This is a genomic window from Cryobacterium sp. Y11 (assembly GCF_002929535.1).
GTDB lineage: Bacteria > Actinomycetota > Actinomycetes > Actinomycetales > Microbacteriaceae > Cryobacterium.
In genome coordinates this window covers 277,952-289,475 of sequence record NZ_PJJO01000057.1, presented here as the reverse complement: position 1 = coordinate 289,475, position 11,524 = coordinate 277,952, and the positions used below count along the sequence as shown (strand labels likewise).

General features: G+C 62.8%; 13 protein-coding genes and 1 pseudogene. 3 read left to right on the top strand and 11 right to left on the bottom strand.

What is annotated here, in order from left to right; all coding sequences use genetic code 11:
- Positions 1-524, top strand: a pseudogene (locus CXY75_RS19835) (hypothetical protein); the annotation flags it as partial.
- A 426-nt stretch (positions 525-950) separates the two neighbouring features.
- Here the strand turns inward: CXY75_RS19835 and CXY75_RS19500 are convergent.
- Positions 951-1,085, bottom strand: a complete 135-nt coding sequence (locus CXY75_RS19500) for a transposase (RefSeq protein WP_146069457.1) — start codon at positions 1,083-1,085, stop codon at positions 951-953.
- Positions 1,086-1,468: 383 nt separating this feature from the next.
- Entirely contained in the window at positions 1,469-3,046 is a 1,578-nt protein-coding gene (hflX, locus tag CXY75_RS12005; protein WP_104083035.1) for a GTPase HflX, read from the bottom strand.
- Between the two features lie 40 nt (positions 3,047-3,086).
- Here hflX and CXY75_RS21055 point away from each other — a divergent pair, with 40 nt between their 5' ends.
- Together CXY75_RS21055 and CXY75_RS21050 are read left to right on the top strand one after the other, a co-directional pair.
- Positions 3,087-3,470: a class I SAM-dependent methyltransferase gene (locus tag CXY75_RS21055; protein ID WP_369826720.1), complete on the top strand. Its 384-nt coding sequence runs from the start codon at positions 3,087-3,089 to the stop codon at positions 3,468-3,470.
- A gap of 8 nt (positions 3,471-3,478) precedes the next feature.
- Complete coding sequence (locus CXY75_RS21050; protein WP_369826719.1) at positions 3,479-3,754, top strand: hypothetical protein; 276 nt, start codon at positions 3,479-3,481, stop codon at positions 3,752-3,754.
- On the opposite strand, the gene dapF is transcribed toward CXY75_RS21050, so the two are convergent.
- The 9 genes from dapF to pgsA all read right to left on the bottom strand — a co-directional run bounded on the left by dapF (position 3,751) and on the right by pgsA (position 11,524).
- On the bottom strand, positions 3,751-4,632 hold the full coding sequence (gene dapF / locus CXY75_RS11995) for a diaminopimelate epimerase (protein WP_104083034.1): 882 nt from the start codon (positions 4,630-4,632) through the stop codon (positions 3,751-3,753). The two genes, CXY75_RS21050 and dapF, sit on opposite strands and share 4 nt — an antisense overlap.
- 41 nt (positions 4,633-4,673) lie before the next feature.
- Positions 4,674-5,621 carry a tRNA (adenosine(37)-N6)-dimethylallyltransferase MiaA gene (gene miaA / locus CXY75_RS11990; RefSeq protein ID WP_104083033.1) on the bottom strand — a complete coding sequence of 316 codons (948 nt, stop codon included), beginning with the start codon at positions 5,619-5,621 and terminating at the stop codon, positions 4,674-4,676.
- Positions 5,622-5,686: 65 nt separating this feature from the next.
- Entirely contained in the window at positions 5,687-7,294 is a 1,608-nt protein-coding gene (miaB, locus tag CXY75_RS11985) for a tRNA (N6-isopentenyl adenosine(37)-C2)-methylthiotransferase MiaB (protein WP_104083032.1), read from the bottom strand.
- Between the two features lie 61 nt (positions 7,295-7,355).
- On the bottom strand, positions 7,356-8,003 hold the full coding sequence (locus CXY75_RS11980) for a regulatory protein RecX (protein ID WP_233201860.1): 648 nt from the start codon (positions 8,001-8,003) through the stop codon (positions 7,356-7,358).
- A gap of 137 nt (positions 8,004-8,140) precedes the next feature.
- A complete protein-coding gene (gene recA / locus CXY75_RS11975) occupies positions 8,141-9,286 on the bottom strand; it encodes a recombinase RecA (RefSeq protein WP_104083031.1) in 1,146 nt (381 codons plus the stop codon).
- A gap of 344 nt (positions 9,287-9,630) precedes the next feature.
- On the bottom strand, positions 9,631-9,855 hold the full coding sequence (locus tag CXY75_RS11970) for a DUF3046 domain-containing protein (protein ID WP_104083030.1): 225 nt from the start codon (positions 9,853-9,855) through the stop codon (positions 9,631-9,633).
- 100 nt (positions 9,856-9,955) lie between these two features.
- Positions 9,956-10,264, bottom strand: coding sequence for a helix-turn-helix domain-containing protein (locus CXY75_RS11965; RefSeq protein ID WP_104083029.1), 309 nt, complete (start codon positions 10,262-10,264; stop codon positions 9,956-9,958).
- 155 nt (positions 10,265-10,419) lie between these two features.
- On the bottom strand, positions 10,420-10,938 hold the full coding sequence (locus CXY75_RS11960) for a CinA family protein (protein WP_233201859.1): 519 nt from the start codon (positions 10,936-10,938) through the stop codon (positions 10,420-10,422).
- The gene (pgsA, locus tag CXY75_RS11955) at positions 10,931-11,524 is read right to left on the bottom strand and encodes a CDP-diacylglycerol--glycerol-3-phosphate 3-phosphatidyltransferase (protein WP_104083027.1); all 594 of its coding nucleotides are present in this window, start codon (positions 11,522-11,524) and stop codon (positions 10,931-10,933) included. The genes CXY75_RS11960 and pgsA overlap by 8 nt, the downstream gene beginning before the upstream one ends.

Here is an 11,524-nt window from a genome sequence, read left to right as displayed (position 1 = left end):
CGCAACGCGCATTCATCAAAAATGACGATACCAGAATCGCGGTTCTCACCGGAGATCACCGGCATCAGGTCTACACCCGACGCGTACCGTCAGGTCGATCCGGCTATCACTATCCCAAGGCGAAATCCGTGAGCACATTCAGGACTGCCGCCGCGACCATGAAGCAACTGTCGCAGGCAGGCATGGAAGAAGCCTCGCGCCACGGGCTGCGGGTGGGAGATTTGGAGCACCTTTTCGCGGCCCTGGTCATTAACGACCAGCTCGCCGGACGCGCGCTCCGCACGACCGGTCTCTCGCTCGAGGGCGTCCGCGATGCCACCCGCAGGATGAACACTGCGCATCTGCAGCGCCTCGGCGTCACAACCGTGACGCTGGAACCTCAGCGGATCGTTTTTCATCAGACACGGGGCTACGAATGGACCCCGCGTGCGATGGACGTACTGACGGCTGCTGGCCGCAAGAACAGCGGACACCGTGCAATCTGCGTGAACAGCCGAGGCTGCGCAGCCCTCACATCTCTCTAATGGCACACGCACGTCATCTGGCATACCAGGCCCGGCGTGGAAGACCCTCCTATTCTCGCCGCTGCGTCCCCTGCAACGATTCTTGGACTGGATCTCTCTCACTCAGATCATCGCAGGTATCAGCCGCGCTTTCCGATAGCAAAACAGCACAAACTCTCACGATGACCACAATGCGCAACATCCCACCCGTCTCGTAGGGGTTTCCCATTCAGAATTAGAGCGCGAGCTGTCGATCGAATGGTGAGGGAGCCAAGTGCTGAACGGATACCGCGCGCGGCGGTTCGCTTTGGCAGAGATCTCCGGGCGCGTTCAGCGGTTGACTTGGTCGGAACAAGCCTGGCCCAGTATGACCTGCCCGTAGGCTGTGGCTGGGGAGCGCGAGCATCCGCTCGTGTAGATTTTTTACGGTCAAGAGCACGAAGCGAGTTATGGAATACATCGGAAGTCGTGTCTTCGACGTTCGATCTCTTCGTTGACTCGTTCTGGCGGGTTGGTCGACCAAATCTGTCGCCAGTGACGCCGCACAAAAAGCAGCGAAGGCAAGCGGGTCGGGTTGGGCATCGGTGAGCATGTCGGCGACCTTCGGATGGGACCTTGCAAGCATGGTGGTGACCGCACGGAATTGCTTAAGTCGGTACTCACGGATCATCCCACGGTGGCTCGCCACGTTAACGCAGCAACCAACGCTCAGGAGCGGGAAACAACACCACTCAATGGTGCATGACCCTTCGGAATGGCTAGAAGAGCCTACAGACACCCTTGGCGAGAGTCATAGGTACGGGCGCGCGTTCAATTTTTTTCTGCAGGGGTGCCGTGCCTTGTCGGTGACTGGAAAATACCTGTGCACTCATGGCGCCAGATCTGCCCAGCAGGATTTGACCGACGGCGGACAGTGTAAAACCACCCCGGGCCACCGCGCTTAGGACGTCAGCGGTGGCCAGAAGCTACGCGGGTAACGCGGGCAGTATCACGAAGAGGGCGAACTGCGATTCCATCTCTGCAGTGACGAAAGCTCTGACGTGAGTTCCGGTCTCCACATATTCGGTCGTTTCGATGCGGCCGAGGTCGTGCAAAACTGCGATCAGGTCACCGCGATCGTAGGGAATGAGCAGGTCGAGTTCGATCTGCGGCGTCGGTAGCAGCAGCGCCACCGCGGCGAGCACGGTCTCGATGCCCTCACCGGTGCGGGCCGACACGAAGGTCGCCTTCGGCTCCAGGCCGCGCAGCACGAGCCGGTCGTCGTCACTGATCAGATCGCTCTTGTTGAACACGACCAGTTCGGGAATGTCGCTGGCACCGACCTCGGAGATAACGTCGCGCACGGTAGCCAGTTGCGCAACGGGGTCAGGATGGGATCCGTCGACGACGTGCACGATGACGTCGGCGTCCGCGACTTCTTCGAGGGTCGAGCGAAAGGCTTCAACCAGTTGGTGCGGCAAGTTGCGCACGAAACCGACCGTATCGGTGAGGGTGTAGAGACGCCCGTCGGCCGTCGTCGACTTGCGCACGGTGGCGTCGAGGGTCGCGAACAGGGAGTTCTCGACGAGCACGCCAGCCTTGGTGATGCGGTTGAGCAAGCTGGACTTGCCGGCGTTGGTGTACCCGACGATCGCGACAGAGGGAACGGCGTTGCGCTTGCGGTTGGCGCGTTTGGCCTCGCGAGCCGGCTTCATCTCGATCATCTGCTTGCGCAGTTTAGACATCCGGGTATGGATGCGGCGGCGGTCCAGTTCGATCTTGGTCTCACCGGGGCCACGGGAGCCCATGCCTGCTCCGGCGCCGCCGACCTGGCCACCGGCCTGGCGGGACATCGAGTCACCCCAACCGCGGAGGCGCGGCAGCATGTAGGCCATCTGGGCGAGTTCGACCTGCGCCTTGCCCTCCCGGCTTTTGGCGTGCTGGCTGAAGATATCGAGAATCACGGCGGTGCGGTCGATGACCTTGACCTTGACCACGTCTTCGAGGGCTCGTCGTTGGCTGGGAGCCAGCTCGGTGTCTGCGATGACGGTGTCGGCGCCGAGCGCCTTGACGATGTCGGCCACTTCTTGCGCCTTGCCCTTGCCGAGGTAGGTGCTGGGGTCGGGGGTGGCCCGACGCTGCAGCAGACCGTCGAGCACGGTTGCCCCGGCGGTTTCGGCGAGAGCGGCCAGTTCGCGCATGGAGTTTTCGGCGTCGTCGACGGTGCCGTGGGTATACACGCCCACCAAGACGACGTTTTCGAGGCGCAGCTGCCGGTATTCAACCTCGGTGACGTCTTCGAGCTCGGTCGACAGGCCGCCGACACGACGCAGCGCGTTACGGTCGGCTCGTTCCGACTGGTCACCGTCGTGGTCACTGCCGTCGTACTGACCGGCAGCCTGATTCTGCAATGCCTGAGCTGACCCGCTGCGGAACAGTGAGTAGCCGGCCACCTTGCTATCGGCACTGGCCAACACACGCGCGACGACATCGTCTGGGTCAAGGGGTTCTGCGTCTAAATTTTCTACTGCTTCGTTGCCCGAGGGCGCCGTTGGATCATTCATCCCATTAACCTTAGTTCAACGAAGTTGAAAGGTTCCTCTTATGTCGTCCGACCACTATTTTTCTCCGGCGCCCGGCACCGTACTGAAAACCCGCCAGATCACGGTTCAGTTGCACGGGCAGGATCATGAGCTGACGACTGCGAACTCGGTGTTCAGCCCCGCGCACATCGACACCGGAACCGAAGTTCTGCTGAAGTACGCCCCCGAGCCCCCATTGACCGGTCACTTTCTCGATCTCGGCTGCGGTTGGGGTCCGATCGCGCTGCACCTCGCCATGGCCTCCCCCGATGCCACCGTTTGGGCCGTCGACGTCAATGAGCGCGCGCTTGACCTGGTGCGCACCAACGCCGCCAGCCTCGGACTGACCAACATCATGGCCGTGCTGGCCGCCGACGTGCCCGCCTCCATTGGCTNCTCGGACTGACCAACATCATGGCCGTGCTGGCCGCCGACGTGCCCGCCTCCATTGGCTTTCGCACAATCTGGTCGAATCCGCCAATCCGCGTTGGCAAGGACGAACTGCACGGCCTCATGCAGACCTGGCTGCCCCGCCTCGAATCAGAAGCGGATGCCTGGCTCGTCGTGCAACGCAACCTCGGCTCCGATTCACTCCAGCGTTGGCTCGCCGACGAACTCCCCGACACCTTTGAAACCACGCGAGAGGCCATCAGCAAGGGTTTTCGCGTGCTCCAGGTGCACCGGGACTAGCCGAGGTTCAGAACCCCGTCAAAGACCAGCTCGGCCGGCCCGGACAGCGACACGTGCTCGCCGTCCTCGGCCGGAAACATCCGTACCCCGAGCACTCCACCGGGAACCTCAACCCGCCACTGATGCGGCGCCGACTTGCCGGCCCAGTGCCGGGTAGCCAGGGCTGCCGCGACCGCTCCGGTGCCGCATGATAGCGTCTCGCCGCTGCCACGCTCGTGTACCCGCATGCGGAAACGGCCAACGCCGTTTACGACGAGAGGGTCGTTCGGCACAACGAATTCAATGTTGACCCCGCCGACCGGTTCGGGGTCAAGCTGGGGAATGAAGGTGAGGTCAGCAGCATCCAGCTCGTCGTCATCGGCAAGAGCGACCACCGTGTGCGGGTTACCGACATTGATGCCGAGGCCGGGGCGGGCGACCGGCAGGTTCTTGGTGCGCACGAGTGTCTCAGTGCCGTCCAGCTTCCACCGGCCGAGGTCAACCTGAAAGCCGCTGGCATTGCGCTGCACGTCGCGCACGCCGCCGCGAGTGCCGATGGTGAGGGTGTCGCCCGGCAGCAGCTCGGCGAGGTTGTTCTCAATCAAAAACTTGGCGTAGACGCGAATGCCGTTGCCGCACATCTCCGAGACCGTGCCGTCGGCGTTCCAGTAGTCCATGAACCACTCGGCGGCGTCGTCTTCGGCGAGGGCGGCGGCGCCGTCCACCAGGTTCTTGCTGCGCACGGCGCGGATGATGCCATCGGCGCCGACGCCGAACTTGCGGTCACAGACGGCGCGAATCTGCGCGGGGGTGAGCTCCATCTGTCCATCCGGATCAGCGAACAGCACGAAGTCGTTGCCTGTGCCGTGGCCCTTGGTGAAGTTCAACGTGATGCCCATGCTGCCAGTTTACGGGGCAGCCGCGCAGCGCATTCCCGAACTCAGGGCGCACTACCCCGATCGACGTGCGCGAGGGCATCGTCGACCCGGTCGGCCGCGTCGGATTCGAGCCACTGAGTGTGGGCGTAGCGCTTGAACCAGCTGACCTGCCGACGAGCGTAGCGGCGGGTGAGCTGCTGAGTAGCTTCAATTGCCTCGGCCTCGCTGAAAGTGCCGTGCACCTGGCCGAGGGCCTGAGCGTAACCGATCGCGCGGCTAGCCGTAACACCACTCTCAATGCCGGCAACGAGCAGGCCGCGCGCTTCATCGACGATGCCGGCCGCCCACATCCGCTCCACCCGAGCATCAAGCCGGGAGGTGAGCAGCTCGCGTGGTGTGCGTAATCCGAGTAGCACGCTGGCGCGCCAGTACACCGGCTCGTCCGGCAGGGCGGCCAGGTGCGGGGCCCCGGTGAGCTCGACGATCTCGAGCGCGCGCACCAGCCGACGACCGTTGCTCGGGCCGATGCGCAGCGCGGCTTGCGGGTCGATCTTCTGCAGCCGGGCGTACATCAGACCCGGACCAACGACGACCAATTCGGCTTCGAGGCGGGCGCGCAGAACCGGGTCCGTTCCCGGAAACCGAAAGTCGAATACGACCGAGGACACGTAGAGCCCTGAGCCGCCGACCAGGATCGGCACAGCGCCGCGGCTGAGGATGTCGGTAACAACAGCGCGGGCATCCGCTTGGAAGTTGCTGACCGTTGCCTCGTCGGTCACGTCGAGAACGTCGAGCAGGTGGTGCGGAATGCCGCGACGCTCGGCGGGGCTGAGCTTCGCGGTACCGATGTCCATGCCTCGGTACAGCTGCATGGCATCGGCGTTGACAATTTCGGCTGGCTGCCCACGCTGAATTAAACGTTCAGCCAGGTCGAGGGACAACTCAGACTTGCCGGTGCCGGTCGACCCGACGATCGCAATCAGAACGGGCGTTGCTGCGTGGACCGACATTGCGCTTGGAACCGGCGCAGCTGCCTGTGATACGGCTCGCGCCGGTGGTTCAGGTGACACCGTTCCTAGCGCTCGTCGTCGTTCACGTTGTAAATGGGGATGGTGCTCGAGCCGCTCTCGAACCGCAGGCCGATGGTCGGCAGGCCGAGGGAGACTGGGCCGGTGCCGCCGGCCGTTCCGCCGTGCGCCGGAACTCCACAGGATTCGGCGTCGATACGGTCCCAGGCATCGCCGGCGCGGGTTGAACGGATGCGCAGGGGCGCCCCGTCGGTCGAGTCGGCGATGAGGTGGAACGGCGCTGCCTGAGTGACTACAACCGTGACCATGTCGCCGGGCCGGGGCCGGGCTGAGCCGGCCGGCACGTCGAAGTGCACGAGGCGGCTGTCGGGGGCGCGCCCGCTCATGCGGTGCGTGTCGCTGTCCTTGCGACCCTCGCCGTTGGCGACAAGCAGTTCAACCTCACGGCCGATGATCGTCTGGTTCTCTTCGAGGGAGATGCGCTCCTGCACGGCGGCCAGGCGTTCGTAACGGTCCTGCACGACGGCCTTAGGAACCTGGTCTGGCATGGTCGCGGCGGGGGTGCCAGGGCGAATCGAGTACTGGAAGGTGAACGCAGTCGCAAAACGGGCCTGCTCGACCACGCGTAGGGTTTCTTGAAAATCATCCTCGGTTTCGCCGGGGAAGCCGACGATAATGTCGGTGCTGATGGCCGCGTTCGGCATTTGTGCGCGCACGCGGTCGAGGATGCCAAGGAATTTCGCCCCGCGATAGGAGCGGCGCATCGACTTGAGAATGCGGTCAGACCCGGACTGCAACGGCATGTGCAGCTGAGGCATGACGGCGGGCGTCTCGGCCATGGCATCGATGACGTCGTCGGTGAAGGCCGCGGGGTGCGGGCTGGTGAAGCGAATGCGTTCCAGCCCCTCGATCTTGCCCGCTGCACGCAGCAGCTTGCCGAAGGCGAGGCGGTCGCCGAACTCAACACCGTACGAGTTCACGTTCTGCCCCAGCAGGGTGACCTCGATGGCACCGTCGTCGACGAGTGCCTGGATCTCGGCAAGGATCTCGCCTGGACGGCGGTCCTTTTCCTTGCCGCGCAGGGCAGGAACGATGCAGAAGGTGCAGGTGTTGTTGCAGCCGACCGAGATGGAGACCCAGCCGCTATAGCTGGAGTCCCGCTTGGTGGGCAGGGTTGAGGGGAAGGTCTCCAGGGAGTCAAGAATCTCGAGCTGAGCCTCACCGTTGTGGCGGGCGCGTTCGAGCAGGCTCGGCAGGGACCCCATGTTGTGGGTGCCGAAGACGACATCCACCCACGGGGCCTTCTCGAGGATGGTGTTCTTGTCTTTCTGAGCGAGACAGCCGCCAACGGCGATCTGCATGCCTTCGTGCTTACGCTTCACCGATGCCAGGTAGCCGAGGTTGCCGTAGAGCTTATTGTCGGCATTCTCCCGCACGGCGCAGGTGTTGATCACGACGATGTCGGCTTCGCCGCCATTGGCCGAAACGTACCCGGCCGCTTCGAGCGATCCGCTCAGTCGTTCGGAGTCGTGAACATTCATCTGGCAGCCGAAGGTGCGCACCTCATAGGTGCGCGCACGCCCCGCGGCGTCGATCGCGGCTACCGAGGGGGTGATCACGGTTCGGCGGGCAAGTTCGGAGGCAACGATACTCATAGTGGGTATAGTTTACGCGAGCAATTCGGTGTGCGAGCCGTGTGCTCCACCTCGCAGGGTTTCAACGAAAGCGCACCCGCGAACCGCCGCCACCGCCGCGGCTGTCCATGGCCGCCTTGACCGCCAATCGCACGGCGGCCGAGCCGTAGCCCTTGCGCATGAGAAACCCGGTGAGTCGGCGGTCAATGGTCTGGTCGTCGTAGCGTTCCATCTGCCCAATGCGCTTGGTGGCCAGGTCGATGGCGCGCTCGGCTTCGTCGTCGGGAAGCTCTTCGAGTTTGTCCATCATGACGCTCGGGTCGAGCTTGCGCCGACGCATTTCAGCCTCGACACCGGTGCGACCAAGACCCTTGCGCACGTTATGGCTATGGATGATCTGATCGGCAAGCTTGCCCTCGTCGAGGTACTGCAGCTGAATGAACTTCTCGATGATTTCGCTCGCCTCACCGGAGTCAATCCCGGTGCCGTTCAAGACGAGCAGGGCCTCGACGGTGGAGAGCGAGCGGCCACGCAACCGGTGCAGCAACACCTTCTCGGCCCGCTCACGCTGGTCGAGTGCGTCGGCGTCCGCGTTGATCTCGACGTCGGCCTCCGCGTCGGTGTCGGTGTCGGCGTTGATCTCAGCGTCGGCCTCGGTAGCGCGGGCGGGGGTCGGCGGCAGCGGTGAGCGGCGTTTCATGCCCGGTGCCGCACCGGGTAGGTAGGTCACGGGAGCCAAACCGGCGTCTGCTTGCGGTGCTGCGTGGTCTGTGGGTTCAAAATGAACCATTCCCGTGACCTGCCTTTCATCGTCGTGCTCGTGTTGGTGCAGTTGCTAGGTGTTGCGCTGCAGCGTTGGTACCAAAGCTAGGCGCTCTTGCGTACTGCCGATGCCTTGACTGCGACCGGACCGCCGGCCAGCACCGCCGCAGCATCCGCTTCAGCCTTAGCCTTCGCTTCAGCCTCGGCCACGATGGCCGCAGCTGCCTTCTCGGCAGCCTTGGCCGCGATGCCCTCTGGACCAATGCCGAGCTTGATCAGAATCTTGCGCTCGATCTCGTTGGCCATATCGGGGTTCTTGAGCAGAAAGTTGCGAGAGTTTTCTTTACCCTGGCCCAACTGGTCGCCGTCGTAGGTGTACCAGGCTCCGGACTTCTTGACGATGCCCTGGTCGACACCGAAGTCGATCAGGCTGCCCTCGCGGGAGATGCCGATGCCGTAGATGATGTCGAACTCGGCCTGCTTGAAGGGCGGCGCCATCTTGTTCTTGACGACCTTGACCCTGGTGCGGTTACCGACGGCTTCCGTGCCGTCTTTGAGTGTTTCGATGCGGCGAATGTCGAGCCGAACGGAGGCGTAGAACTTGAGTGCCTTACCGCCAGAGGTGGTCTCCGGGCTGCCGAAGAACACGCCGATCTTTTCGCGGAGCTGGTTGATGAAAATCATGGTGGTGTTGGTCTGGCTCAGGCCACCGGTGAGCTTGCGTAGCGCTTGGGACATGAGGCGTGCCTGCAGGCCGACATGGGAGTCACCCATCTCGCCTTCGATCTCGGCGCGCGGCACGAGGGCGGCGACCGAGTCGATAACGATGAGGTCAATAGACCCGCTTCGCACGAGCATGTCGGCAATTTCGAGGGCCTGCTCACCCGTGTCTGGCTGCGATACGAGCAGAGCGTCGATGTCCACGCCAAGCTTTTTGGCGTACTCCGGGTCGAGAGCGTGCTCGGCGTCGATGAAGGCGGCGATGCCACCGTTCTTCTGCGCGTTCGCTATCGCGTGCAGGGTAAGGGTTGTCTTTCCCGAGGACTCCGGGCCGTAGATCTCCACGATGCGACCGCGCGGCAGCCCACCAACACCGAGCGCGACGTCGAGGGCGATCGAACCGGTCGAGATAGTTTCGACGGGAGCGCGCTCGTCGCTGCCGAGGCGCATGATCGAGCCCTTGCCGAACTGACGGTCAATTTGTGCGAGGGCGGTTTCGAGGGCCTTCTCGCGGTTCGCTTGTGATGCCATGGTCGTGATCTCCTTGGGTTCTGCACAGCTCCGTTTTTCGGGGTGTGCATGGTGGCGCCTGTAGGCTGTCAGACCGGGCATCGGGACAACCCCGGTGCCTGATTCGACAAGGCATTTACTGACTTTCTTTGACAAATTCGACTGTACGCGCCGCCTCCGACATTGGCCGAGAGCACGATCGAACGGTGGAGAACTCGTCAGAGTGTCTGCTGTGGAGGAGCCTATCAAGACCGAACAGGTATTCGATCATTGCCGGACATGTTTTCTGGCGTGTCGAAATGTCGGCCTAACCCAAAGTTCGACTAGGCGGGAGGCGCTCGGACCAGACCCGATCGATCGGTGCCCTACTGGCGAGGCGCGGGGATTCCCGCGCCGTACCAGCGACTGCGTGGAACATCGACCTCAACGCAGAGCGCAAGCCAAACGTCGCGGGCGGGAACGCCGTCGACAATAGCCTGGTCGGCCGTACGCCCCCCCAAAGGCGTCAGCACCAGATCGTGTGTGAGTACCCGCCCGTAGGCCTCACCGAACTCGAGCTTGAGTGCGGTGCGAAATTCACTCAACCGCATAATTCTCCCCTGGATGACACTGGCACGGCACTCCTGACAGACAACCACCGCCGACACAAGGTGTCGGCGGTGGTGTTTTGTGACTAAAATGCGAGGGCGACTACCGCACCATCAGATTGGAATCAAACGTGGTGACGAAGTCGTCGGGTACCGTATCGGGAAACTGGTCTATTCCCTCGATGACGGCGAGACGGTCACCAACTTCACGCATGATGACCGAAATCGGAGTCTCCAGTGCGTCAGCCACGGACGCGAGAATCTCCGAAGATGCTTCTTTCTGTCCACGTTCTACCTCGCTGAGGTAGCCGAGCGCGACGCTGGCTTTACTTGCGACCTGACGCAGGGTACGCCCCTTTTGCAGGCGGAAGTCCCTGAGTACATCGCCGATTTCCTGACGAACAAGAATCATCGGAACCTCCTTCTTATGCCTAATAATGTAAACCCAAATTATTGTATTACCAGTTGTTGCCTACACTACGTCATTCATCTGACTAGCTGACACTAACCGAAAAACATTGGGCTTTACTTGTGAATTCCCTCGATGTAACCAGCCTGTAACACGAACTATTCCGCGTCACGCTGGGCTATCAGCGCACGCACAGCAACGATGGCCTGGCGCACGGTTTCGGTGCGAATCTCGGTGCGGTCGCCGTCGAGTTGCAAGGGAATGGCCCAGGAGCCCGTGCCCGTGGAGAGTCCGATAAAGACGGTTCCGGCCGGGTGGCTACCGTCTGGGCCTGGTCCGGCCACTCCGGTGGTGGAGACACCAACGTCGGCGCGCACCTCGTTCACTGCCAGGAGGGTACGTACGCCGCTCGCCATTTGCTTAGCGACGTCGGCGTGCACAGGGCCGTACACGTTGAGCACGCTGCTGTCGACCTGCAACAAGCTGCGTTTGAGGGCGGAGTCGTACGCCACCACTCCCCCGCGCACCACAACGGATGCTCCGGGAATGCGCACGAGTTCGGCCACGAGCAGTCCCCCGGTCAATGACTCGGCCACGGCGATGGTGAGGTGGCGGGTGGTGAGTTCCGCGATCAACTCGGCCGTGGCATCCGCTGGTTGGGCGGACGGATCAGGCATCGTCATGCTTGCGCAGGCGCCAGGCCGAGAGCAGGTAGTCGAGGCCGGAAACGACGGTGAGAACGAGAGCAATCGTCATGGTCGCCGTGTTGAGCCAGTCCACCCAGTCGCCGAAGACCAGCTGGAACGGGAGTAGCGCGAGCGAGATAGCCACGGACTGGGCAATGGTCTTGAGCTTGCCGCCGCGGCTGGCCGGAATGACCCGGTCACGCAGCATGACGAACCGAAACACGGTGATGCCGATTTCGCGAACGAGGATGACGATGGTCACCCACCAGGGCAGCTCGTCGAGGATGGACAGACAGACCAAGGCCCCGCCGGTAAGGATCTTGTCGGCGATCGGGTCGAGAATCTTGCCGAGGTCAGTCACCAGATTATGTCGCCGGGCAATCATGCCGTCGATGCCGTCGGTGGCGATCGCGATGATGAATAGTACGGCGGCGGCCCAGCGCAGGGCGTCGAGCTCGCCATTGTCGGCCAGGAGCATCCAGATGAAAACCGGGGCCAGCAGAATGCGCACGACCGTGATCAGGTTGGGCAGGTTCCAGTTGCTGGGGCGGGCGACGGATGCTTGCGATGTCGCCAT

Coding starts and splice junctions, on each gene's coding strand:
- CXY75_RS19500 (WP_146069457.1), bottom strand. CDS start 1,085: ATGCCCAACCCGACCCGCTTGCCTTCGCTGCTTTTTGTGCGGCGTCAC.
- hflX (WP_104083035.1), bottom strand. CDS start 3,046: ATGAATGATCCAACGGCGCCCTCGGGCAACGAAGCAGTAGAAAATTTA.
- CXY75_RS21050 (WP_369826719.1), top strand. CDS start 3,479: ATGGCCGTGCTGGCCGCCGACGTGCCCGCCTCCATTGGCTTTCGCACA.
- dapF (WP_104083034.1), bottom strand. CDS start 4,632: ATGGGCATCACGTTGAACTTCACCAAGGGCCACGGCACAGGCAACGAC.
- miaA (WP_104083033.1), bottom strand. CDS start 5,621: ATGTCGGTCCACGCAGCAACGCCCGTTCTGATTGCGATCGTCGGGTCG.
- miaB (WP_104083032.1), bottom strand. CDS start 7,294: ATGAGTATCGTTGCCTCCGAACTTGCCCGCCGAACCGTGATCACCCCC.
- recA (WP_104083031.1), bottom strand. CDS start 9,286: ATGGCATCACAAGCGAACCGCGAGAAGGCCCTCGAAACCGCCCTCGCA.
- CXY75_RS11970 (WP_104083030.1), bottom strand. CDS start 9,855: ATGCGGTTGAGTGAATTTCGCACCGCACTCAAGCTCGAGTTCGGTGAG.
- CXY75_RS11965 (WP_104083029.1), bottom strand. CDS start 10,264: ATGATTCTTGTTCGTCAGGAAATCGGCGATGTACTCAGGGACTTCCGC.
- CXY75_RS11960 (WP_233201859.1), bottom strand. CDS start 10,938: ATGCCTGATCCGTCCGCCCAACCAGCGGATGCCACGGCCGAGTTGATC.
- pgsA (WP_104083027.1), bottom strand. CDS start 11,524: ATGGCGACATCGCAAGCATCCGTCGCCCGCCCCAGCAACTGGAACCTG.